25 protein-coding genes are annotated in these 23,850 nt (G+C 67.1%); 19 read left to right on the forward strand and 6 right to left on the reverse strand.

What is annotated here, in order from left to right; genetic code table 11:
- Positions 1-142 precede the first annotated feature (142 nt).
- Positions 143-1,060: an NmrA/HSCARG family protein gene (locus tag DDJ31_RS13360; RefSeq protein WP_127180052.1), complete on the forward strand. Its 918-nt coding sequence runs from the start codon at positions 143-145 to the stop codon at positions 1,058-1,060.
- A 100-nt stretch (positions 1,061-1,160) separates the two neighbouring features.
- On the opposite strand, the gene DDJ31_RS13365 is transcribed toward DDJ31_RS13360, so the two are convergent.
- Positions 1,161-1,721, reverse strand: coding sequence for a GNAT family N-acetyltransferase (locus DDJ31_RS13365; protein WP_127180051.1), 561 nt, complete (start codon positions 1,719-1,721; stop codon positions 1,161-1,163).
- A gap of 10 nt (positions 1,722-1,731) precedes the next feature.
- Entirely contained in the window at positions 1,732-3,060 is a 1,329-nt protein-coding gene (locus DDJ31_RS13370) for a hypothetical protein (protein ID WP_240678224.1), read from the reverse strand.
- A gap of 119 nt (positions 3,061-3,179) precedes the next feature.
- Between DDJ31_RS13370 and DDJ31_RS13375 the strand changes: the two genes are divergently transcribed.
- The 17 genes from DDJ31_RS13375 to DDJ31_RS13455 all read left to right on the forward strand — a co-directional run bounded on the left by DDJ31_RS13375 (position 3,180) and on the right by DDJ31_RS13455 (position 18,562).
- Entirely contained in the window at positions 3,180-3,815 is a 636-nt protein-coding gene (locus tag DDJ31_RS13375; RefSeq protein WP_127180050.1) for a hypothetical protein, read from the forward strand.
- Between the two features lie 80 nt (positions 3,816-3,895).
- Entirely contained in the window at positions 3,896-5,431 is a 1,536-nt protein-coding gene (locus tag DDJ31_RS13380) for an ATP-binding protein (protein ID WP_206280690.1), read from the forward strand.
- Positions 5,432-5,495: 64 nt separating this feature from the next.
- A complete protein-coding gene (locus tag DDJ31_RS13385) occupies positions 5,496-5,987 on the forward strand; it encodes a roadblock/LC7 domain-containing protein (protein WP_240678223.1) in 492 nt (163 codons plus the stop codon).
- Positions 5,987-6,421, forward strand: coding sequence for a DUF742 domain-containing protein (locus tag DDJ31_RS13390; RefSeq protein WP_127180049.1), 435 nt, complete (start codon positions 5,987-5,989; stop codon positions 6,419-6,421). The genes DDJ31_RS13385 and DDJ31_RS13390 overlap by 1 nt, the downstream gene beginning before the upstream one ends.
- A 25-nt stretch (positions 6,422-6,446) precedes the next feature.
- Positions 6,447-7,034, forward strand: a complete 588-nt coding sequence (locus tag DDJ31_RS13395; RefSeq protein WP_164784975.1) for a GTP-binding protein — start codon at positions 6,447-6,449, stop codon at positions 7,032-7,034.
- Positions 7,034-7,693 carry a GAF domain-containing protein gene (locus tag DDJ31_RS13400; protein ID WP_240678222.1) on the forward strand — a complete coding sequence of 220 codons (660 nt, stop codon included), beginning with the start codon at positions 7,034-7,036 and terminating at the stop codon, positions 7,691-7,693. Before DDJ31_RS13395 ends, DDJ31_RS13400 begins: the two co-directional genes overlap by 1 nt.
- A gap of 59 nt (positions 7,694-7,752) precedes the next feature.
- Positions 7,753-8,994 (forward strand): acyl-CoA dehydrogenase family protein, encoded by a 1,242-nt coding sequence (locus tag DDJ31_RS13405; RefSeq protein WP_127180047.1) that lies wholly within the window; start codon positions 7,753-7,755, stop codon positions 8,992-8,994.
- Between the two features lie 252 nt (positions 8,995-9,246).
- A complete protein-coding gene (locus tag DDJ31_RS13410; RefSeq protein WP_127180046.1) occupies positions 9,247-9,987 on the forward strand; it encodes a hypothetical protein in 741 nt (246 codons plus the stop codon).
- Positions 9,984-10,841 (forward strand): hypothetical protein, encoded by an 858-nt coding sequence (locus tag DDJ31_RS13415; protein ID WP_127180045.1) that lies wholly within the window; start codon positions 9,984-9,986, stop codon positions 10,839-10,841. Before DDJ31_RS13410 ends, DDJ31_RS13415 begins: the two co-directional genes overlap by 4 nt.
- Positions 10,842-10,917: 76 nt before the next feature.
- Positions 10,918-12,384 (forward strand): GntR family transcriptional regulator, encoded by a 1,467-nt coding sequence (locus DDJ31_RS13420; RefSeq protein WP_127180044.1) that lies wholly within the window; start codon positions 10,918-10,920, stop codon positions 12,382-12,384.
- Positions 12,381-13,238, forward strand: coding sequence for an endonuclease/exonuclease/phosphatase family protein (locus DDJ31_RS13425; RefSeq protein ID WP_127180043.1), 858 nt, complete (start codon positions 12,381-12,383; stop codon positions 13,236-13,238). Before DDJ31_RS13420 ends, DDJ31_RS13425 begins: the two co-directional genes overlap by 4 nt.
- A gap of 97 nt (positions 13,239-13,335) precedes the next feature.
- Positions 13,336-14,349, forward strand: coding sequence for a thymidylate synthase (locus DDJ31_RS13430; RefSeq protein ID WP_127180042.1), 1,014 nt, complete (start codon positions 13,336-13,338; stop codon positions 14,347-14,349).
- On the forward strand, positions 14,346-15,401 hold the full coding sequence (locus DDJ31_RS13435) for a nucleoside-diphosphate kinase (protein ID WP_127180041.1): 1,056 nt from the start codon (positions 14,346-14,348) through the stop codon (positions 15,399-15,401). The genes DDJ31_RS13430 and DDJ31_RS13435 overlap by 4 nt, the downstream gene beginning before the upstream one ends.
- Entirely contained in the window at positions 15,401-16,579 is a 1,179-nt protein-coding gene (locus DDJ31_RS13440; protein ID WP_127180040.1) for a radical SAM protein, read from the forward strand. The genes DDJ31_RS13435 and DDJ31_RS13440 overlap by 1 nt, the downstream gene beginning before the upstream one ends.
- On the forward strand, positions 16,576-17,178 hold the full coding sequence (locus DDJ31_RS13445; RefSeq protein ID WP_127180039.1) for a 3'-5' exonuclease: 603 nt from the start codon (positions 16,576-16,578) through the stop codon (positions 17,176-17,178). The genes DDJ31_RS13440 and DDJ31_RS13445 overlap by 4 nt, the downstream gene beginning before the upstream one ends.
- Complete coding sequence (locus tag DDJ31_RS13450; RefSeq protein ID WP_240678221.1) at positions 17,175-17,783, forward strand: AAA family ATPase; 609 nt, start codon at positions 17,175-17,177, stop codon at positions 17,781-17,783. The genes DDJ31_RS13445 and DDJ31_RS13450 overlap by 4 nt, the downstream gene beginning before the upstream one ends.
- Positions 17,780-18,562 carry an aldo/keto reductase gene (locus DDJ31_RS13455; protein WP_127180038.1) on the forward strand — a complete coding sequence of 261 codons (783 nt, stop codon included), beginning with the start codon at positions 17,780-17,782 and terminating at the stop codon, positions 18,560-18,562. The genes DDJ31_RS13450 and DDJ31_RS13455 overlap by 4 nt, the downstream gene beginning before the upstream one ends.
- Positions 18,563-19,334: 772 nt before the next feature.
- On the opposite strand, the gene DDJ31_RS13460 is transcribed toward DDJ31_RS13455, so the two are convergent.
- The 4 genes from DDJ31_RS13460 to DDJ31_RS13475 all read right to left on the reverse strand — a co-directional run bounded on the left by DDJ31_RS13460 (position 19,335) and on the right by DDJ31_RS13475 (position 22,349).
- Entirely contained in the window at positions 19,335-19,931 is a 597-nt protein-coding gene (locus tag DDJ31_RS13460) for a hypothetical protein (RefSeq protein WP_164784974.1), read from the reverse strand.
- The gene (locus DDJ31_RS13465; protein WP_127180037.1) at positions 19,918-21,111 is read right to left on the reverse strand and encodes an MAB_1171c family putative transporter; all 1,194 of its coding nucleotides are present in this window, start codon (positions 21,109-21,111) and stop codon (positions 19,918-19,920) included. Before DDJ31_RS13465 ends, DDJ31_RS13460 begins: the two co-directional genes overlap by 14 nt.
- Positions 21,108-21,659, reverse strand: a complete 552-nt coding sequence (locus DDJ31_RS13470) for a secondary metabolite protein (RefSeq protein WP_127180036.1) — start codon at positions 21,657-21,659, stop codon at positions 21,108-21,110. The genes DDJ31_RS13465 and DDJ31_RS13470 overlap by 4 nt, the downstream gene beginning before the upstream one ends.
- A 192-nt stretch (positions 21,660-21,851) precedes the next feature.
- On the reverse strand, positions 21,852-22,349 hold the full coding sequence (locus DDJ31_RS13475) for a transcriptional regulator (protein WP_240678220.1): 498 nt from the start codon (positions 22,347-22,349) through the stop codon (positions 21,852-21,854).
- A 604-nt stretch (positions 22,350-22,953) separates the two neighbouring features.
- On the opposite strand from DDJ31_RS13475, the gene DDJ31_RS13480 reads away from it, so the two are divergent.
- Positions 22,954-23,850: a helix-turn-helix domain-containing protein gene (locus tag DDJ31_RS13480; RefSeq protein ID WP_127180035.1), complete on the forward strand. Its 897-nt coding sequence runs from the start codon at positions 22,954-22,956 to the stop codon at positions 23,848-23,850.

A 23,850-nucleotide genomic window follows, 5' to 3' on the forward strand; every position in this document is an offset into this window, starting at 1 on the left:
ACATGCCGAGGACCACCCCTTACGAACTCTGGAGCACGCCTGTGACCAGCACATCTCCGACTCACTCCTCAGAATCCCAGGAAGAATCAGCAATGTTCATCAGGAACACGTCCGTGATCGCCGAAAGCGCAGCGTGGTCGGCATGACCAACATCAACAAAACCGTCGTCGTCCTGGGCGCCACGGGGCAGCAGGGAGGATCGGTCGCCGCTGCGCTGAGGGCCGACGGCTGGGTGGTGCGCGCGGTCGTGCGCGATCCGTCCGGCTACCGGGCCCGCTCCCTCCCCGCCTCCGGCGTCGAAACCGTCCGCGGTGACCTTGGGGATCCGGAGTCGCTCCGCGCGGCCTTCGCTGACGCCCACGGTGTCTTCAGTGTCCAGCCGAACTCCGGCCAGGCCGGCGCAGGCGTGACCAACGAGGACGAGGTCCGCTTCGGCACGGCGGTGGCCGACATCGCCGAGCGCTGCGGCGTCGCCCACCTTGTCTACAGCTCGGCGGTCACCGCGGGCTCGACAACGGGCGTGGACCATCTCGACACCAAGAGCCGTATCGAGGCCCATGTCCGGGATCTGGACATCGCCAGCACCATCATTCGGCCAGCCACGTTCATGGAGCTCCTGGTGACCCCCGAAATCGGCCTCGACCGGGGACACCTGTCCTTCCTGATGCGCCCCGACCAGGCCATGCAGTTCATCGCGGTACGCGACATCGGCCGCATCGTCGCCGCGGTCTTCGGCTCACCCGAAAGCTACGCCGGCCGCACCATGGAGATCGCCGGTGACGCTCTCACCGGCAACGCCCTGGCCGGGCATCTGACCCAGGCCGCCGGTCGACCGATCAGCTACAGCCGCCTGCCGACGACCCTGCCGGCACAGGACGAGGTCCTCAGCAAGTTGGAAGCACTCGTAGACGACGGCAGGCTGGTGGGAAACGCGAACCTCGACGCCTTGCGCAGGGAGTTCCCGTTCCTGCTGTGCTTCGACCGCTGGCTGGCGGGCCCTGGTGCGGGCCTCCTCGATGAGGCGCTCCGTTCCACGGACATGGGAATCGCTCCGCGCTGAACGAGGCCCTTCCAGGCATCGGTACTGGTGGGCTCTCGTATTCAACACGTACCCCGCCCCATACGCAGACCAACGTCTACCTCACCACGTAGGACATGGTCTAAGCATCCGGGTTGCGCTCACGCCATTCTCGAAAAATAATTCCATGAACCACTGAATCTCGCCATTCACCTGCTTTGAAGACGTGTTCGCGAATAGTCCCCTCCTCCACCATTCCGGCAGCCGCCAGCGTTCTCGCAGAGGCGTGGTTAAGTGGAGACCGTGCGCCCCAGATTCGGTGTAGCCCCAGGTCGATAAACCCAACGGCAAGCAGTAGATTCACTGCTTCTAGACCATAACCAAGACCCCACATATCTGGGCGTAGAGCAAAGCCAACGGTGGCTCCCCGTACTTGATGAGGGTCAAGGGCCAGCCGACCGAACCCGATCAACTTGCCCAAGTCGCGCTGCACTACGGCGAGCGCGTACTCACTCCGCGCCTCGGCCGCGGCCAAGGCCACGGACCGCGCGATAACCTCGGCGACCTGACTCCTCGTCCGTGGCTCGAACGACAAGTGTTCGGTCGCCTTCGGGCTGCCGTAGATGGCAAGCACATCTTCCGTATCAGCAGGATCTAGTTCGCGAAGACAGAGGCGGGGGCTGGATCTCTCGATCGGGTACATGGTCCGGACTCTACCCGCTAGGCAACGCCGACCGATTTGCCGGGAATGCCTCGATCTCCTGACGAAGGTCGCGTGCGATGGGCCCGGTTATGGCCGGACGCTGCACCAGTGCCTGACGAACTCGCAGCGCAGAGACGATGATCCCGTTGTTTCGGTGCGTAACGGGCAGGTCAAGAACCGGACGGATAGCCTCTGCGGCTCCGTCCACGTCTCCCGAGTTCATTCGGACCATGGCCAGGTCGCACTGTGCACCCGCGAGGTCGCCGAACGCCCAGTCCGCCGACCTCGGGTCACTGAACGCCTCGACTGCTTCCTCTGCCAGCGCCCCCAGCTGAGCGCCTCCGAGGCCGAGCAGCGCCTGCGCCTCCACGTCGTAGTAGCGTTGTTTCGCAAGCGGATACGTGAAGAGGCCGCCCAGTTCGTCGAGATCATCAAGAACGACATGTTCACGCCGGTCGGTCGCCTGTTGGCTGACACGTCGCACCGTCTGCTCATCGCCGAGAGCTGCGGCGGCGCGTGCCTGAAGGCCCAGCAGCCACAGCCCGGCAGTTCCGCGTAGCGGGGAAGCCATCGAGGCACCTTGGCCGGCGTAGTGGTAGGCATCGTTTGGCTTGTCCGCCCAATACGCGATGAGCGATTTGAGGCCGTCGGTGAGTGCGATAAGGCCCGGGTGTTCGGCGTCGCGAGCGCAGGACGCAGCTACGCGGGTCATGGTCATCGCCTGATGAGGCTCCTGCATGTCGTTGAACCCTTTGGCGACGAGGAACGACAGGACGGCCCCCTTGTAAGACAGGTCACGCAGCTGGGACGACTTCAACCTGCCTCCTTCCAGGAGCCGGAAAACCTGTTCCTGTGACGCGAGCAGATCTCCCCAGATCGCCGAAAGGGGCTCTCGCGGGTAGGCAAGGACCAGTCGGCCGACCTCGTCGTCGAGCATTGCGAGAGTGTCCTCACCCACGGCTCCGCGATCTTTGCCCAGCAGAAACTCTTTTGCACGTTGCACAGCCATCGCGCCCGTCCTTTGCATATCGATTAGATCCACGCCAACGCTGGCGGAGAAACAAGCAGGCGAAGTGCCGTTCGGTGGTACGTAGTTCGGTGGGGCGCCGTGGGGAACCTCAGACCACAGGACGTCGAGGGTCTGGCCGAGCATCGAGCAGACAACAGGCCGGAACGCGGTCTGCGGTTTCCGCCCGTTGTACAACCACCCTTCAATGGTCTTGAGTGCCGGTTCCCCTCTGGAGTCACCCAGTCGCGCGGCCGTCTCCCGGTAGAGCGCGAGGAACTCCTCGGGGCTGCGGACACCGCGCTGTTCGAGGGTGAACCGGAAGAACAACACAGCGTCTGCCTCTCGTGGTCTGTCTCGCGTGCCAGCTGTCGGCGGTGCCTTACCTCCCATCAAGTTGCCTCATACAGGCGTTACTTACCAGTCCGCCGACGTTCCGAGGGAACACCGAGGTGAGTCAGAGGCTCTCCTTCAAGATTCCGGTCGAGAAGCGGGGGCCGTTCTGGGGTAGATCTCTCGGCCTGCGGTTGCAACGCTCTAACCAGCTCCTTGCTGAGCGTGTCCGAGCGAGCACAGCTGCTGTACCTGGAGTCCTCGTGAACCTTACGAAGTCCGATGCCACCGCACGCGAGTTCGTTGCGATCCCCGACGACCTGAAATTCAGGTGGCAGGGGAAGATGACGGCCAATCAGTGGATCAGCGGAAACACTCGTCTTCGCGCACGCTCACGGCTTACCGCGGCCTCGTGGCCGGGGAACATCGACGCTGGTTCCCGCGTCTGCGCCATGCTCACGGATAACGCTGCACGGCACGGAAAGCCGCTTTACGGCGGCCTGATCGGACTCCGGCTGATGTGTCCGCGCGAGAGTGACGACCTGATCATCGAGGTCGATGACGCCGCACCCGACTTCCCGGCCTTCGAGGAGTCGGCGACGAAGGTCCTCGATGACGGTCAGCCGTCCGGCCTGGGGTGGGTGCGTCGCTGCCACGGCCGGATCGCCTGGAGAGTCAGGCGGGACGACGACGGTCAGATCGTCGGGAAGACCGTTCAGGTCGTACTCCCCTCCGCAACAACCGACTTGGCCTAAAACCGAGCACTATTCCAAGGCTCCTCCTTCGGAGCCCGCCCTTCCCACGTCAACTGCACGCACACTCTGTTGAGGTTTCCATGTCTGATGGCCAGTCCCCTGCCGGCCCGGCCACGCACCGCAAGAGGAACGGAGGGCGGGATCCGGTCGATTCAGTTGTGCTGAGTCGACTAGAGGCTGCGGTAGCCGCTCCTCTGGCCTTCGTCTTCGTGGTTCTGGGGGTGGCCTTCGTCGCCTGCGGTGTGTTCGAGTTGCCGTCCGTTGTCATGCTGGTGGCGATGTCCTGCACTATCGCGGGATCGGTGCTGATCGGGTTCTTCCGGGCACGGTCGGCGGCACGGGCAGTGTCGAAGGCGGGCCGGGACTCTCTGCTGCAAGTGGTCGAGGCAGCGTCCGCGGTGGAGCGGTCGGTGGTGTGGACTGCGGAGGAGCTGTGCCGGGGCGGCCGGCCGTCGATCCCGGAAAGGGCTTCGGGCGAGGGCGAAGTGGCCCCTGTCGAAGCGGCGTTGGCGGTGCTGGACGAGGTGCGGTTCCAGGCGGTCGCGAGCTTGGTCCGAGTGCATGACGACTCACAATCGGCGCTGCTGGTGGAAATGCTGCACCAGTTGTCCCGGCGTGAACACGCCCTCATTGAGCGGTCGTTGGCGCTGTTAGATCAGCTCCAGGCACTCACGGAGGATCCTGACCTGCTGGATGTCCTTTACAAACTGGATCATCAGGTGACGCGGATGCGGCGCTGGGTGGAGAGCAAGGCGGTCCTCGGCGGGGAGTCCTTGCGCAGTGCCCGGGAGCCGGTGAGCGTGATGGAGGTGCTGCGGGGTGCGGTACAGGAGGTGCTGCACTACGCGCGAGTGACGGTGGCTGCGGGCCCGGTGGGCGTGGAGCTGGGACTGCCCCGGCATGTGGGACCCGACCTGACGCACCTGCTCGCCGAGCTTGTCGACAACGCGACGCAGTTCTCCGACCCTGCGTCGCGGGTGTGGGTCCGGGCCCGGCCGGTGGCGGCCGGCCTGTTGATCGAGGTCGAGGACGAGGTCGCAATCGCGATGGACGAAGGGCTCCGTGAGCGGCTGAATATCCTTCTGCGTGACCCGGATCGAATCGATGTCAGCACGCAGGTGCGGGCGGGGCGGATCGGGCTACTGACCGCGGCGAAGATCGGCAGCCGTCACGGTGTGTCTGTGCGGTTGCTGGCTACGCCTGCCGGCACGGCGGCCCAGGTCGTCGTGCCGTCCCGGCTGCTGGTCACCATGATCGACCCCTCAGGCATATCCGCCAGCCTGTCATCCCAGGCGGGGAACGCAGCCCCAGTTCCCGGGGCCGAGGTGCCGTCCCTCCGGTTCGCAGGACCGTCCGCTCCCGCACGGCCAGCACCGCACGGAGTCGGGCAGCTTGCGCCGTCTCGTGCCGGGGCAACCGGCTCTTCGCCTCTGCCGCAGCGCGTGCCGGAGCAGTTCGAGCCTCCGGCGTCGTCGCATCCCACTCGTCCGGTCAGCGGGCCCAGGTTCGGAGCGGCGGGCGCATTCCAGGACGGTATCAACGCCGCCCGACTCCAGCGCCGTCCAGACCCCGCCCGCCTGGACGTATCGGCTTCTTCTCCTTCCTCTCATCCCTGACCCCCCACTGTCGGCCTTGCCTTCGCCATGCCGGAGCGGGGCACGCATTCGCAGGAGCTGGCTCATGACGCACGACACGCATCACACCGCCGCCCAGGGCTCGCCCGTCCGGGACGGTGCAGCGGGGCAGTTGGAGCGGTTGCTCCAGGAGTTCGTGGAGACCGTCCCGGAGGTGACGCATGCGCTGCTGCTGTCGCGAGACGCACTGGCTCTGGTGAGCAGCGGCACGGCTACGCGGGACTGGGTGGACAAGTGGGCGGCGACTCTGGGGGGTCTTGCCTCGCTGGCGGAGAACGTCCCGGGCCCGCTCGGCGGAGCGGCCCCGTTGAAGCTGGTCCTGGTCGAGCGGGAGGACGCCCTCATTCTGGTGTCGATCGCGGGCAGTAGCGGCAGCGGTGTCTTCCCGAACCGCCCCGGTGCCTCCGCGGGCACGGTGGACACAGTGCTGGCGGTGATCGCGTCCCCGTCGGCGAACGCGGGCACGGTCGGCTTCGAGATGGGCCGGCTGATCGACGCGTTCGCCCCGTACATGCTCACGGCCGTGCGGACCGACTGATGTCGACGAGCAGGCTCCCGACGCATACCGGGTGCCCCGCCGAGCAGGCCGCGTTCGTGCGGCCCTACCTGGTGACGCGGGGCCGTACCCGCCACCGTCACCTGCTCAGCCCGGACACGGTCCTTGAGGCCGGTACCGGGCGGGCGGGCCCGGGGCTCAGCGATCCCGAGTACGACCGGATCGCACGGCTGTGCCAGGAGAGGCGGCGGTCGGTCGCCGAGCTGGCCGGGACCATCGAGCTCCCTCTCACCGCGACGCGCGTGCTGATCGGCGACCTGGTCGATGCCCGCGTCCTGGTCCTCTCCCTCACCACCGCCTACACCGACTCCGAATCCTCTGCGGAGGACGGCCCATCCCGACAGCTCTTGGAGGCACTGCGTGCTGGTCTCGCCCTCAGGTGGCCCGATGCCGTCAGCAAAGCCAGGGCCAGCTGACCCCTCCACGGACGGCGCGGCGATCATGCCCGCACCCGGCTTGGTTTCTGCGGTGCTGAAGATTCTCATCGCGGGCGGGTTCGGGGTCGGAAAGACCACGGCCGTCGGCGCGGTCAGCGAGATCGCCCCGATCACCACCGAGGAACGCCTCACCCAAGCCGGCGCGGCGACCGACAGCCTCGACGGCATCCAGGAGAAGGCCACGACCACCGTGGCCTTCGACTTCGGCCGCCTCACCCTCGACGTGCCGATGCCCATGGAGCTGATGCTGTTCGGCACGCCAGGGCAGGAGCGGTTCGCCGGTCTGTGGTACGACCTCGCCCGCGGCGCGGTCGGCGCGGTCGTCCTGGCCGACACCCGCCGCCTGGAGTCCAGCTTCGACGCTGTGGGCTTCTGCGAGCGGGCGCGCCTGCCGTTCATCGTGGCGGTCAACGAGTTCGACGGCGCCCACCGCTACCCCCTCGACGACGTGCGCCGCGCCCTCGTCCTCAACCCCGGTACCCCAGTGCGGCGGTGCGACGCCCGCAAGCCGTCCTCGGTCGCTGCCGCCCTCCTCAGCCTCGTCGACCACGCCCTCTCTCCGACGTCCTCTTCGACTCTTCTGGATATCTGATGATCTACCACCCCTCCGGCCCCACGCTTCATCCGCTGACCCGCCGCGACCTCGGCGGTACGCGGCAGATACCCGTCTGCCAGGACCTGATCGTGCCCCCGCCCGGCGCCGTGGCCCCGGGTCAGCAGACGGTCACCGCCGAACGGGTCCAGCTGATCGCCGAGCTGCACGAGCGCGAGTCACTGATCCGCCACCTGGGCGTGCCGACCGGCCCCGACGAGATCATGGACGAGTTCGCGACCAGCCTCGCCACCTCGACGGACTTCCTGTACGGGTTCGTCAACGTGTTCCTGGCCCAGCAGACGTTCGTCGGCCTGCACAACCCGCCTCCGGACTCCGGGCACATGATCCTCGGCCGGAGTATGAGTCTCGAACACGGCTGGTGCCCCGCTGTCGTACGTCGCAGGATGGCTCTCCCTCTCCACGACGTCTACGCGAACTGCCGGTTCGCCGGAAACTACGTCGTCGATGCGGTGGGCATCCGAAGCTACTTCGGCTCCCCGCTCATTCATCCCGAGACCGGGATCACGCTGGGCACGGTGTGTGTAATCGACCCCGACGTCCGGACCCTGGCCGACTCCCGCCGACTCCTCGGCCTCGTCAAAAGCGCCGGCGCCGAGGTCCTGCACACCCTCATCGCCAGCGCGAACGACCGCTGAACCAGGCGCCACCACACCCCCCACCTGCCGAGCACTCCACACAGGGAGAGGGACGCCCCATGTCCGTCAGACTGCCCGCACCACCCAGCGCCCACGTCACTCCTGCCCACATGACACTGTGGGACGAGGTCTCGAGGGTCTCCGCCCGACATGTCGAGCCTCGCGTCGCACGTATGGAAGCCGCTTCGCGCAAGGTGGAACGGAAACTGCCGCAGATTTTCGGAGGCCGCCGGTGGTTCGGCGTCACGATCCCCACCGAGTACGGCGGGCTGGGGGCCGGGCACGTCGCCAAGACGGTGCTGATCCACCGTCTCGCCATGGCCTCCGGTGCCGCGGCGGCGATCCTCCAGGCCGGGCTGATACCCGTCGGCGCCATGCAGCTCTGGGGCACCACCGCCCAGAAAGCCCGCTGGCTGCCGCAGGCCGCCGACGGGACGGTGCTGATGACGATCGCGGTCACTGAACCCGAGGCCGGCGGGCACATCGGGGGAATCGAGACGGCCGCCGAGCGCGACGGCGACGAGTGGGTGATCACCGGTGAGAAGACCCACATTGGCAACAGCTGCCTCGCTCACCTCCACCTCGTCGTCGCCCGTACCGCAGCGCCCGGAACCCGCCCGTCCGAGGGGCTGACCATGTTCCTGGTCGAGCACGACCGCCCAGGCGTCTCGGCGACCCAGCCGCGCCCGCGGCTGGGCCTGCACGGTTTCTCCGCTGGCCACCTCACCCTGGACCGGGTCCGCGTCCCCGCCGAGAACACCCTCGGAGCCGTGGGCGAAGGACTTTTCGTCGCGCAGTCCAGCAGCATCCTCTACGGGCGCCCCAACCTGGCCGCGCTCAGCCTCGGCCTGCACGAAGCCGTCGTGACGACAACGGCCGAGTGGCTCTCCAGCCGACCCCGGTACGGCGGGCACCTCTCCGACCTCGGCGTGGTTCGCGACCGCCTCGGCCAGATGCAGGCCCGGCTTGTCCAGGCCCGCACCCTCGCATACCACGCCGTCCACCGGCTCGACAACGGCCACTCTTGCGACGCCGACCTGATCAGCGCCAAATACGCGGGACATGAACTCGCCGCCGCCTCCGGGCGTGACGCCATGGAACTTCACGGCGCCCGTGGCCTCGATGTCGACTACCCGCTCCAGCGGCTGTGGCGCGACATCCAGCACACCTACCCGCCCGCCGGCACAGGCGAGATCCAACGTCTCCACCTTGCAAGAACCTCCCTCGGCACCACACCCATCGAATGGTCCGAGCGCCTCGCCGCCGAGACGTCCTGGACCCGCGACCCCGTCGCCGTCTGACCCTGCGCGGCGTGCCGCCGCGCACGGCCCACACTCCTGTCGCCGGGGACGTCCCCCGGTCCGGCGGCAGGGCCCTTCGGTGCCCAGCCGGAACGGCGGCCGGGCACCGAAGGCCCCCATCCCTGTGTCACCGCATGTGGATGTCGTGACACGAAGACGGGTGCCCACACCGGGCGCGAGGGTGAAAACGGTCCTCCGTGTCCGACCACTTTCCAAATGAATTCCTCAACGCTGAAGGACCAGGCCAACTCAATGCCACACCCGGACGACATACCCCTCACGGACTCGTTCCCGATACCCCTCGACCTCGCGTCGGCCACCGAGCTGCGGCAGGTCCTGGACGACGAACTCGCAAAGGCGCGCATCTCCGCCCGAGTTGACGTGCTCCAATTCGGTACCGTCCTGGAGATAGTGTTCCTTGGTAGCGGCAAGTTGCCGTTCGACAGTGACCCGGTACAGGCCGGAATCTGGCTGGCCAAGCACTCCGTCGACGGCCGCGCGCGGTTCACCCCCGAGCAGGACCTCGCCGTCACCCTCACCACCGTGACCGCGGTTCACCAGGTCGTCGCAGCCATCGCAGACCCGCACACCCTGATGTACGCCGCTGCCGCCGCCCTGGACGACGCGCTCTCCGCGTACCCCCTGCCAGCCGAGACCCGCGTCCACAGCGACCACGTCGTCATGCTGCTGCTCCACGACTCCCTGGAGCTGGGCACCGCCGCCGGGTTCGCACGGCTGCTGGGCGGCCAGGACCCAGACGCCGGGCTGGACCTCAACCGCCCGCGCGGGGTGCGTCGGCTCGCGGAGCGGATCGGGTGGCTGGCGACGGGGGTGACCGGATCACGGGTCCTGGTGGACGGCATCCCCGGGTGCGGTCACGCCCCGGACCACCTCGCTCTCTACCTCACCGCGGAGCAGGCTCGCCGCGTGACGGAGCGCATCGAAGCGGGCGACCGTCACGCCCACGCGAGCACCCAGGAATCGACGTCATGACCGGTACAGACATCCGTCTGCTCAGCTGGTACCTCCTGAACGGCGGCATCGACGGAGCCGACGAAGAGTGCCGTCGCATGAAGCAGTTGAACTTCCTCTCGACTCTGCCGCAACTCGACGTTCTGTGGCTGATGGAGACCACCGGGTGGGAGGGGCAGGACGACTGCCGCCTCGCCGACCTTCATGACGCCACCGGGCTGACACCGCTCGGACGGGTCACCTCTCACGTCGGCGACGGTTACCGCGCCCTCATGTTCGCCAACGGCAACCGCGTCCAGGTCGAGACGGCCGGTGAACTGGAGCGAGGGGCTTTCCATCTCGGTGCGCTGCGTGCCTCGGTGACCATCGACGGTCTCCCGCTGCTGCTGCTGGGCGCACGCCTTTCCCGCTCCAGCGGTGCCGACCGTCTGCGCGAGGCCCACCACCTCGCCGACTACGGCCAACCCTCTCCTCCGTGGCCGGGCAACGCGATCCTCCTCATGGACACCGGCACGGCAGACGACTGCGATCCCGAGATGACCGATCGGGAATGGGAGGAGAGGGTGCCCCGCGCACGCCAGCACCACTACCGGACCGTTCATCCCGACGGCACCCTCGGCGGCTGGGACCGCGGCGCCCGCCGGCTCCTCCTCAACGCCGGATGGCGCGACCCCCAGAGCGGTCTGCCCCAGCGGACGCCCAGTGTCGGTCACTGGTACGCGAACGCGGCCGAGCGGCTTCGTCTCCATGCCGACCAGGCCATGGTGGCTGGCTCGGGCCTCCACGTGACCAGCTACCGAACGCACGACACTCCCGACCTACGCCGGCAGTCCACCCACCTGCCAATGTCCATCGACGTCCGCTTGGCGCTCTAGGGCGACGGTGCGACAGCTCTCCGCGCCGGACACACCGGCACGCCACCCGATCCACACATCCAGCGGGAAAACCACCATGCCCGACACCAGCACCACCTCTATCTTGAGCTGGCAGGCGGACCTCAAGGACCTGCCCCGATACACCGGTCGGCGCCTCACCGCGAGCGAGTGGACCACACACCGCTCAGCAATCACGGCCGCCTCTCGCAAGGGGGCGACTCTCCGGGAGATCGCGACGTTTCTGGGCGCCCCGCCCGCGTCCGTCCATCGGTACATCGACCGCGACCCGCAGGCGATCACAGTGGAGACCATGCTCCGGGCCCGCATCGACGACGGGACCTACCCCCTCCACTCTCAACTCCCGACACAGAAGGAGATCGCCAAGGAAGCCGGCACCAGCCCGCAGATCGCCGACCTCGCCCTCGACCGGCTGGCCGAGGCGGGGCTCGCCACCAGGTTCCCCGGCCTCGGGGCCGTGGTTACCGACCCCGACAAGCCCCCGCAGGGCCCGATCCTGACGGTGCGCACGCGATCTGGGAAGCCAGCGACCCGCACGTTTCCACCGACCCCCGGCAACGCCACCGACCGTGTCCGGGCCACCGTCACCCGCCGCATACAGGACGGCACCTACCCCGAGGGCAGCCGGATCCCGTGCCACGACGACCTGGCCAGGGAGTTCGCCACCCAGACGGTGGTGATCACCGCGGCGCTCAAACCGCTGAGACTCCGACGCGTCCTCAAAACAATCCGGTCCAAAGGCACCTACGTGCATCCCGAGGCCCGCACTCTTCTGCAGCACGAAGACCCGGCGAGGGCCGACCGCCAGCCCTTCACCCCGGCCTGGCAGGCATCCCTCCAGGACCTGCCGCGATACACCCGACGGCACCTCACCGCAAGCGAGCACACCGCTTATCGCACAGCGATCACGGCCGCCTACGACCACTCGGCGACTCAGGATCAGATCGCCCAATTCCTTGGCGCCCCAGTGCGGTTCGTGGTGCGGCACCTCGACAACACTCCAGAGGTTCCGGAGGCGGAAGCCACGCTGCGGACCCGTATCGTCGAGGGCACCTACCCCATGCACACCCTTCTTCCGAAGAAGGCCGAGCTTGCGCGGGACCTCGGGGTCCGCGTACAGACCATCGAGATCGCCCTCGACCTGCTGATCGAAGCTGGGCTCATCCTCAGGTTCATCGGGCTCGGGACCGTGGTCACCGGCCCCGACAGTCCCCCGCAGGGTACGTACGTGATGGTGCGCGACCGATCAGGCGAATGGGTGAAACGCAGGATCCCCATACCCAACGGGGGCATTACACGGCAGATCCGCACTGCCGTTACCCGCCGAATCGAGGACGGCACCTACCGTGAGGGCAGCCGGATCCCGACTCAGGCCGTCATCGCCGAGGAATTCGCCACCCAGAAGGTGTGCGTCAGCGTAGCTCTGAAACCGCTCAAGGTGAGCAACATCCTCGTCGGGTGCGCCCGGCCGTATGTACATCACATGGCACGCACCCTCCTGCGGCAGCAGGGTGGCTCCGCATGAGCGACGAGATCAGGGTCGTGTCCTGGAACGCGCAGGGCCGTGCGCACGACATCCTCGCCGAGTTCGCACCGCACGTCCTGCTCCGCCAGGGACTCACCGGCGCGGATGCCGAGGGCGACAAGGCATTGTGGGCGGAGGCGAACGCCCTCGGAGGGCTGGTCCCGTTCATGACCACCCTGACCGCGAGACGCTCCCGCCGCTCCGGTGTCATGATCGATCCACGCCTGTTCGAGGTCACGGCGCGGACTGACAACGACCTGCCCTGGAAGCCGATCTGCCATGTCCAGGTCCGGCGCCGCGGTCTGCCCAGGACCCTGCACCTGGTCTCCGCACACCTCACTCACCACGACCCCGACCTCCGCATGCTGGAGAGTCGCCGCCTCACGGTGATTGCCGACCGGGGCCACACTGCCCTCATCGGGATTGACGCCGCCAGCTACCCCCACCGCACGGCCGACGAGATCAGCCTGCGGCTCCGGTGGGACGCGGTTGAGGACCGTGTGCACTACCAGCACCGGACCGTCGTGGACCGGCACGGCAGCCGAGTGTCCGACACTCGCCCGAGCACGATCCTCACCGGCGGGCGGCGGCCCGTCTTCACCGACCTCGCGCACCATGCCGGCACCGTGCTCGGCCAGGACGGTTCCCTGGCCGCCACCGCCAGCCTGGGGCGCACCGACCAAGGCCCCCCGCAACGCACCGACATCGCCGTCCACACCCCCGACCTGACACCGGCGCTCCTCAGCCTCAAGGTCATCGACACCCAGGCCGTGCGCGAGCACAGCGACCACGCCGTGCTCGTCGCCCGGTACGACCTTGCCACGGTCGACCGCGTCCTGAGCACCGCGCGCTGACCAGACCGGGAGCCACGCCATCAGGGCCACACACGACGGAGACCACCTTTATCCATTGGCCGACGCCTCGGTGTCGGCAGAGCCTCTGGAGAAGTTCATGCTCACTGCACCAAATTTTCGCAGCGTGGAGGGCGCCTACCTCGCACTGCTGCAACTGGCCTCGGCCAACTTCGAGCAGCACATCGAGGCCCGCGGGAACGCCGCCCGCGAGGTGATCGGCGTCGGATTCCGGCTCCCCGACCCGCGCCAGCGGCTCCCGTACCTCGCGACCCGAAAGGTCAATCCGGTCTTCCAGTTCGCCGAAGCCCTCTGGTACCTGGCCGGCCGGCGGGATCTGGAGATGATCGGTTACTACGCGCCGTCCATGCGTTCCAGCTCCGCCGACGGCGTCACTCTGGGCGGATCGGCATATGGGCACACCCTGTTCAACGCCACCGACGGCGACACGGTCTCTCCGTTCGACCGGGTGTTGGAGCTGTTGCGCACGGAGACCGACAGCAAGCGCGGGTACTTGCCGGTCGCGAAGGAACTGGCCGTCTCCGACAACCTCGACATGGCCTGCCTGGCGGGTCTGCACCTGTTCGTCCGTGACGGCCGGCTGCACATGGTGTGCCACATGCGAGCGAACGACCTCGACTGCGGACTACTCAGCGACGTGTTCTCCTTCACGATGATCCAGGAGTACGCGGCCGTCCAACTCGGCCTGGAACTGGGCCATTACACGCACATGATCGGCTCCGCTCATGTCAACGACCGGAACGCCGAGCGCGTACGGCTGGTGCTGAATGAGGCCGAGCTGCGCCGCGCCCCGCAGCAGTTCCCCTTTCCGGCCATGTCGGCGGAGACCGGTCCGGACATGATCAGTCGTCTCATGGCGCACGAGGAACTGCTGCGGACCAACACGGTCAGGTACAGCGCGGACGAGGTCGCGCACCTGGACGTGGACGCGTACTGGCAGCAGGCCGTCTTGCTGTTCGAGGCGTACCGCCAGATCCAGCACGACGACACCGACACGGTCAGCCGCGATGTCCTTGACGCCCTGCACCCCGGTCTGCGCTGGCTCCTCGGGCACAAATGGGCGGCGTGCGCGACTGCGGACGACGCCCGATGAGCCGGAAACCGGCGTCCGGTGCTGTGGTCACCGGGATCGACTTCGACCGCTGGGCCGTCATCCTGTGCAAGCCGGACGCGGTGGACCGCGGCCTGGTCGATGTCGTCCTCGACCGGATCGAAGGAGCGGGTGTCTCCGTCCGCGCCCGGACGGACCTGGTCGCGGAGCCGTGGCAGGCCCACGTTGCCTACCGCGACATGCTGTCCAACCCGGGGCGATTCCCTGCGGACCTGCCCACGCGCATTGATAACGCGTACGCGGGGCAACGTGTCACGGTCGCGCTGGCGCACGGCGGTCCCGACATCCACGCCCGCCTTCGGCGGCTGATAGGGCACACCGACCCCACGAAGGCCGTGGTCGGCACGATCCGCGGCGACCTCGGAAACGACAGCGTTGCGGCTGCCACCGGGGGAGGCCGGCTCGTGCGGAACCTCGTGCACACCTCCGACGATCCGGCCTCCGCCCGGCGGGACTTCGGCACCTGGTACGGGCCCGGACGGACCCTGAAGGTCTCCGACTTCGACCGTTGCTCGGTCATCCTGTGCAAGCCGGACGCGGTAGAGCGCGGCTTGGTCGATGCCGTCCTGGAGCGGATCGCCGCGACGGGCGCCACGGTCGCCAACCGGCAGGAGATCACCGTTCAGTCCTGGCAGGCGCACGTGCACTACTGGGATCTGCTGGTGGACCGCGACTGGTTCCCCGACCGGGATATCCCCGCCTGCCTGGACGAGACGTACGCCGGACGCAACGTCGCCGTCGCCATGGCCTACGGCGAGCCGGGCTTGCACACCCAACTCCGTGATTTGTTGGGGCACTTCGACCCGACCCTGGCCGCCCCCGGCACGATCCGCGGCGACCTGGGGGACGACAGCCTTACCGCCGCCCTCACCGAAAAGCGACTGGTGCGCAACCTCGTCCACACCAGCGACGACGCCGACGCGGCTCGACGCGACTTCGGCACCTGGTACGGCGCCGGTCGCCGTGACCTCCTCATTGCGGAACTGCCGACGCAGAACACGCCCGCCGACGCCTGGCCCCACCTGGAGACCTGATGAGCACTCCCACCATCGGAACCCGGCGCGCGCTGCCGTTCCTCACTCCCGAGACGATCGGCGGCCTGAAACAGGAACTCGCCGACGTGATCGAGTACCGCAAGTCGGGACTCTCGCTGAACTGGATCGTCGGCTGCCCGCTCGACTGCGGGTACTGCGTGCGCCACCTCTTCCAGAATTTCGACATGAAGGTCCCCCGCCGGCTGATGAGCGACGAGGAAGCCGTGCGCCGCCTCGTCGGGCACCGCTACTTCCGCCCGCACCAGACCCCGATCCAGCTCCTGAACCGGGCCACGGACCCGATGCTGCCCGCCGTCAAGCCCCACGTGTACAACGTGCTGCGCCAGCTCGACGAGCAGGGGCTGACCAACCATGTCCTGATCATCACCCGGTGGCGTGTCGACCTCGACGACTGCGCCGTCCTCAACAGCTTCACCAACCTGCGGCTCACGGTGCTGGTGACCCACTCGCACATCCAGGACGAGCGGATCGAGCCGGTGGACAGCAACATCGCCGCCGCGAGCCTGCGCACCCTCTACGAGAACGCCGAGCGGTACCGCACCGTCCTGTACTGGCGTCCCATCGTGCCCGGCCTCAACGACTCCGCGGCCGACATCGCCCGCGCCAAGGAGCTGTCCCAGTACGCGCACGCCACCGTCTTCACCGGCCTGTTCTTCCGCGAGGAGATCCTCGCGTACTACGAGGCCCACGGTCTGGAGATGCCGTACGAGGGCACCGCCCGGCGCAAGATCATGCCCGAGGCCGCGGAGCAGCGGATTCTCGACGCCTTCGAGCAGGACGCCTCCTGGGGAGCGCTGTTCCGCAAAACGTCCTGCGGTGTCGCCTACGCGCACGGGGAGGCCGACTACAACGGTCACTACGGCATCCGTGAGCTGTGCGACATCTGCCCGCCGGAGCAGATCGCGAAGTGCAAGGCGGCCTGGATCCAGCCGGACGCGAAGGCCGTCACGCAGGAGGCGCGCGAACTCGGTGCGACCGGCCCGATCGATGTCACCGAGCGTGCCATCGTCGTTGAGGGACTGGACGAGCCGCCGCGCTACTACCTCCAGCACGGATTCGGCTACCAGTGCCATGACCGAGCCAAGCCCCACCACTACCGCCGGCACGGCCGAGCCGACATCGGCTGGAAGTCGGAGGACGGAACACCAACCGCATGATCTTCTCCTCCTGGCCCGCGCTGTTCGTTGTCGACGTCGAGGGCAACGGCACCAATCCGCCCGACCTGGTCGAGGTGGCCGCACTTCCCGTACGTGACGGACAGCCCGACAAGAGCACCGCCGGAGCATGGCTGACCAAGCCGAAGAGGCCCGTCACGCCCTTCGCCGCTCGCGTACACGGCCTCACCAACCAGGTCCTGGAAGACAAGCCGGGCTGGGAGGAGATCAAGGGCGCGGTCCATGAACTGCTCGGCACTTCGTGGATCGCCGCCCACAACGCCCACGTGGACTACCGCGTCCTGTCCGCCCACCTGCCGCAGTGGCAGCCGACCGGAGTCATCGACACGCTTCGGCTGGCCAAGGCCACCTATCCCGACCTGCCGAAGTACAGCCTCGACGCCCTGCTCAAGCACACGACACCGGACCTGAGCGAAGCCCCCGGTCGGCGCCACCGCGCCGCCTTCGACGCCTACGCGACCGCCCAGCTCCTCATCACGATGGCCGACCGGTACGAGAGCTGGGATCAACTCGTGGCCGCCGCCGTCCCGCCCGGCCTTCCCGGCGCCCCCGAACCAGAACAGGAGCCCACCCTGTGGTGACGACCCCGACGAAGCTCATCCGCATCGGCGTGATGGGAACCCATTCCACCGGCAAGAGCCTACTGATGCGCCGCATCGAGATGGAGCTGCGCGGCCTGGACATCCCCGTCCAGCGCACCGGACATATCGGTCGACGGCTAGCGCTCGTGCCGCTGCCCAAGATGCAGCACCACACGGTGGAGTCCACCCGCTGGGTCCTGGCGACCGGCATCGCCGACGAGGTCGCCGCCGCGGCGCGCTCGGACGACGCCTCCGTGCGCATCGTCCTCGCGGACCGTGCCTGCTGGGACGCGCTCGCCTACTTCCGAGCCGCCCTCGAATGGCGCGGTGCATCCGCCCCACGCACCGACCGCGAAGCCCTGCACCGACTCGCCGCCGCCTACACTCCGTACGACCTGCTGTTCGCGACCGTCCTCGACCCGGACCTCCCCATCAAGCCGAAGCACGACTACGACGACCGTTACCGGGCGCTTGTCGACCACCACACCCACGCGCTCCTGCGCGAGGACGGGATCCCGCACGTCCGCGTTACCGGCGACGACGACAGCCAGACGTCGGCCATTGAACGCGCCCTCCAGCTCTGCGGCAGGGAGTCGCTGGTATGACCGTCACGCCGCCCGGCGGTTTCATCGAGATCGCCGGGAAGACCGTCTCCCGTCTCGGCTTCGGGACCATGCGCCTCACCGGCCCCGGCACTTGGGGCGACCCGGAAGATCGTGCACAGGCACTCACCGTGCTCCGCAACGCCGTGCACACCTTCGGCATCAGCCACATCGACACCGCCGACGCGTACGGCCCCCACACCGTCGAGCACCTGATCGAGGACGCGCTCTACCCCTACCCCGACCACGTCCTCATCGCGACCAAGGTCGGGTTCGCCCGGCCGGCCCCGAACATGTGGGTCCCGCACGGGCACCCGGTGTACCTGCGGGCCTGCGTCGAGGCGAGTCTCCGCCGGCTGCGCGTGGAACGCCTGGAGCTCTGCTACCTGCACCGCAACGACCCCGAAGTACCGCTCGCGGATCAGCTCGGCACCCTCGCGGCCCTCCGAGATGAGGGGAAGATCGGGCACATCGGAATCTCCAAGGTAACGCCGGAGGACTTCACCTTGGCTCGCAAGGCGGTCCCTGTCGCTGCGGTACAGAACGTCCTCAACATCCACGACCGCTACGACCCCGTCATGGAGATGTGCCGCGAGGCGGATATCCCCTACGTCCCCTACCGCCCGCTCGACGCCGGAGCCGCGGCGCCGGGCGGCAACGTCATCGCGGCTCTGTCTTGGCTGCTTTCCTGCGGCCCGCACATCGCCCCTATCCCCGGAACGAGCAACCCACGGCACCTGGACTCGATCGTCCAGGCCGTGAACGGAGGCAGCTGGACATGACGTCGGTCGCGGCTCCACCCGTACCGAAGCCACAAACGCGGACCCCATATGAGGACTGGCGCCCACCGATCATGGGTGTCAGCGTGCTGGCTCCGGTCGGCGCTACCGGCCTGGTCCTCCCACGCATGCCCGGCGGAGCGCTGGCGCTGCCGACGGGAACCGTCGAGAACGGGCAGAGCCCCGAGGAAGCGGCGCAAGCAGTGCTAACCGGCCTGCCTAAAGGTCTGCCGATCCGACGGCGAGTCGCCGTGAGCCAGGTGCAGATGAGACGCCGTAAGGTGATCACTCACCTCGTCGTGACCGCTCCCCTCACTGTCCGGGAAGCGAATTCCTTGGTCTACCGCGACGTACGTGCGGAGGTGCGAGTTCTGCCCACAGACCACGCGGTAGCCGCCCTCACGGAGAAGGCTCGGGCACGCGTTCTCATCGGCCTCCAGGCTCTCGCAATCGGAGCGATGGTCTACGTACAGGACGGCGAGATCCAGCGGATCGATTCGTTCCGAGCCGACTAATGTCTATTGTGAAAGTGCTGGTCGCAGCCACTCGTCGATGGCTGTGACCAACGCGGTCGCTTCGTAGCGGATGGCGGTTGTCGTACCGAGGGGCGAGTGCCCGGCAGCGCCGCTGATCCAGCACGCAACGGCATGTCGCCGCTGGAATTCGTTCTTGCCGATGGCCCGGCTTCCTTCGCGTACGCGGGGGCGACGCAGGCGACTACGTTGCCGCACAGAGCACTTGAGCGACTCATCCTCCGCTGCATGGCCCGCCATAATCACCGCGCCACTTGAAAGACCGCAGCAGCGACGACGGCACCGAGGATGGTACCGGCGATGACCTGGTTGCGAGTGTGGTCGCGGAGTTTCACTCGGGACCAGCCCACCATCCCCACGAGAAGAAATCCGCAGGCCATCCAGGCACCATAGGTCTCGACGAGCATCGCGCAAGCACCAGCGGATACGGCCTGATGGACGGAGATCTTCCAGGCGAAGGTGATCATCGCGAGGATCGCCAGCGTTACGAGCATCGACACGATGAGAGCGATCATCGTGCGGGGCGCTCCGACTATGATCATCAAAATAATACCGGTGGTCACCGAGAGCAGGATGACGGCCATGACCAAAAGGCGTGCCGGCTTCGCGCCGACGTGCCGGTCACCCCAACACCCCCTGCGCACACCGTACTTAATGAACGTTATCGGAATCATCGCGGCAAAAAGAGCACCCACTATGCCCCAGGCGACCCCCGGCCAATGCGCGACATGCCAGCCAATCAACAACGTGACCGCGATGATCCAATTCTTCGGCTCTAGCCAGTCGGTTATTCGCCGCGCCAGACGCGACTCGGCCGGACGGATTTCAGTTGTGGTCATGAGAAGAAACCCTTTCCGGACCGCTCACGACAGAGCAGTCGACCGACTTTTCTTGCTGGAGGAATTTCCTCACGGCGGGAGATGAAACGTAGGCGCGAGACACGGCCTGCAACCAATCGAGCTCGCTTTGCCTATCTCGGCCGGTAACACCGAGAGCCGGGTGGTCGACCCCCTCCAGCCACTGGCCGCCGCGAGTACGGTCGACAGCTACACGCAGCCAGCAGGCTTCCGTCACTTCGTCAATTTCGTTTGGCGGAACGGCCTCCAGGTGAGCGAGTGCGCGCGCACGGTCGCATACATCCACTGACACGTATTCACGAAGTGCGAGGCACGCGTCTTCGATTTCGATCACGCAACGTTCCAGCCTGAGAGGTACACGAGTTCGGCGAATCATGGCAGAAAGGACCACATGCGGTGCAGCATCAGTGAGTTGCACCCAGAGGGGGCGAATCTGACGGAGCGCGCGCCAAGCCCGGAGGTAATCGACAGCAACCGAGAGCGGGGGGAGACAGACCCCAAGCGCAATTGCCAAGATCGACCACTGCTTGAGCATCGTGGAGACGATGTTCTCCAAATCCGGGTACTGCCTGCCGGTGCCAAGTCGGATGAACACGAAGGCGACGCGCTGCGCCGCGTAGAGGCTCCCCAGCAGGGTGCCAGCGCCGAGGAGCCCGAGACCAACCTTTCCGAGGAATCTACGGCTGTGGCGTACTCCGCCCAGAAAGAGCCAGCTGGCGGCGACCATTGAGATGCCGATATAGAGGATGAAGACAGCCGTATAGAGAACAGGAAAGACCGGCCGCCACCCCTCACTCACTTCTGCGTTCGGCCAATTGGCCATCGCATAGAAACCAGTCATCAGAGGCAGCGTCACGCCAAGGGCGGCCCATCTGATATGGCGAGCGAGACCTTGAGGTCGGACGACGGCGACTACGAAGTCGAGGAGACAGGCCGCCGAGGTGACTCCGAGCAAATGCTTAAGGAGCGGAGAGAGCCGCACGTCTGCACCGACGGCCGCGTTGACGGCATCCCTGACCTGGGGGACTTCAAAGGTCATCGCCAGCGCGAGGGCCGCAAGGGTCAGCGCAAGGCTCCGCTGCTTGCGGGAGTGCCGGATGGACGGCAGCCTCCAGAGAGCCACGACCCACAGAGCCCCTGAGACGACAGTGGACGTGGTCATGAGCGACGATTCCTTCGAGGGTGAACGAGGGCGTCGTCCAGCCGAGAGGTTGCGCCCGGCCGGCCGCTACCTCGACCGGAGTGGGCTAGATCGTCGAACAGCTCACCCAGACACGACGCCGCCACCTCCGCGTCGTACTCAGTTTCACTGTCGTAACTCGTCCGCCCGAGTGCCGCGATGACGGCCGAGGGGTGTATTTCGTCGGGCAGGACCGCCAGAAGTGACTTGACAGCGTCATCACCCCCGGCGTGGCCGAGCAGAAGATGCGCCAGCTCGTGCCGAACGATTTGGGCGCGGTGACGTTCACTCGTGGCACCGACATGAAATATGTGATCTTCAGATTCGAAGGAAATGACTATCCCGCAAGGGGAGTTGGCCCCGCCGACCTCCGGCAGCTCATGGAGGTGAAGCGGGCGGCCACGCTTGATCGCCAACTGTCGACACACTTCGTCTACCGCACAGGGGTCGGATATCTCGATCCCCTGCAACTGATCCTCACACTGCTGCCGCAGCCGCGCTTCTCTGCGCGCGTATCGCCGGTTGGACATCTACAAGATCCTTGCCGTAACCCCGCAGTCAGCGCTCCCGATCCGTTCGCGCTAACCGGAACCAGACTGTTCGTTTGGTTTCGCGGAGCTTTACATACGCAACGCCGGAGACTCAATCCGATCTTCACGGACCTTGGAGGCATACCAGCCGAATCCACCGGTGGAGTGATGGGAGTCACATCACTCGCCCGGCTAGTCGAGCCCCTCCAGACGGCGGGCTCCGTTGATCACATCGGTGATCATTTTCAGACTGTCGGCCGACAGTCCGTTGGCGCGAAGCGCGAGACCGCGCACTCCGGTGTCGCCCACGGCCGCAAGCAGCTCTACGGAGGCGCGGACCCTCTCCGCTTCCGCGTCGTCGAAGTCCGGGAAGAAGTAGCTCGGCGCGACATGGAAAAGGCGCGCGATGGCCTCGACGGTGCGTACGGTCGGATTGGGCTTGACACCGGACCTCAGCTGCGAGAGGGCACTCTCAGAGACCGTGACCCCACCACCTTCGGCGTCCTCGCGGATCGCCCGGGCGGCCTCCGCGTTCGTGTACCGCTTCCCCGTCGCCGGATTCTTCACCGTCTCGAAGAGATGGTTGAGCTTCTCGGGCAGCGATAGCTGTTTGGCGCCGACCGCACCGGGCGACACCGCCGCCGACTCCTCAGGCTCCACGGCGACCACCTCCTCCCACTCACCTGCCACAGGTACAACACTAAAGTGTAGACGAGCCGCACCCAGAGGCAGCGTGGACCACTTTGGTGTTGACAGGAAGGGATCACTCTGGCGTAAGTTCCAGTTCGCAACATCACCAAAGTGTTGAGCGATGACGGCGGGGCCTGTGGCAGTCCCCACCGTCCGCTCACTCTGCCGCGAGCTCGACCACTGCCGCGACCTCTACAGAGTTCTAGAACCAAGTCTGGACCTTGACGAGAGCGCGTGCGTATGTTCGTCGTCGCAGGCAGCACTCCGGCGACAAGGGAGGGGAGGAACAAGCACGGACCAGGGCGAGTAAATGTGCGAACAGCGGCGGCGCCCGAGAGCGGCAACTCCCGGACGCCGAGCGCTAAGCGGCAGACCACCCCTGCAAGGGCGGCGACCGCACACCATCACCACGCTGATCCCTTCCGCGGGACGTCTCAGCGCGGCAACCAAAAGGAGATTCTTGCATGCGCTCCCCCCTGCGCAAAAGGCCCGATCCGGCCTGTCCGGCTCCCCTCTTCGGCGAGGCGCCCTTGTGTCCCGTCCCGGAACACAACATCAGCTTCAAGGCGAACCATGAGCTTCGCGCCATGAGCGGTAGCCGCATATGAGCGGGGAAGCGCGCGAGTGGGTATGGGAGCACAGCACCAGCCGGGGAGCGGCGCGACTGGTCCTGCTGTCGATCGCCGACCGGGTGGCAGACGATCAATGCATCTCCTGGGCCTCGCTGTCCAGCCTGGCCAAGCGCACGCGCGCCTCGGTCTCCACGGTGCGCGAGGCAGTCGAGCGCTTGCTCCTGGCCGGCGAGCTGGAACAGCTCGACGACCTGGTGGGCCCGCAGCGCAGCACGGTTTATCGCCTGCCGCTCGCCGCCGAGGCGGTCGCACAGGCGCTGCGAAAGCAGCGCGAAGAGGAAGAGGACACGGCGGTGCCGGACGAGGCCGACGGTCCTGCGAAGCTCCGGCTGTCGGCGCTGCGGCGGTATGGAATCCGCCGGCGTGAGGTGCCGGAATCCCCCGCGAGGGTCCGGAAACCGGCAGTACCGGAAACCGGCAGGCCGCGACGGAAACCGGCACAGCGACGTACCGGCCACCGGCACAGGGACATACCGGCTACCGGCACACAGAACCGTAGTGAACCTGATTTGAACCGGAGGTACAGCAGTGGTGGTGCTGCCGTCCTCTCGGCTGCCGAGTGGCAGGTCGACTCCGCCACCCACATCTGGGCCCGCCAGCAGGGGCACCTCGATCGCCTCGGTGAGCAGGGCCTGCGGACCGCCGACGCGAAGTGGCGTGCACATCGAGCTGGCCATGCTCCGAGAGCGGCGGACGCCTGGGCTGCCGACTGGCGCTCCTGGATCGCCCGGGAGCACGCTCCCAGCCGCCCGGACCTCTATGCCGTGCCCGGCAGGAACACCGCCTCGTCGAGCGGGATGACGCGGGCGGAGAGCCACACCGCCGCCCTTCTCGCCGCCCTCGATGAGCCGACCGGAACGGAGGGCTGA

Source organism: Streptomyces griseoviridis (genome assembly GCF_005222485.1).
In the GTDB taxonomy this organism is placed as follows: Bacteria; Actinomycetota; Actinomycetes; order Streptomycetales; family Streptomycetaceae; genus Streptomyces; species Streptomyces hintoniae.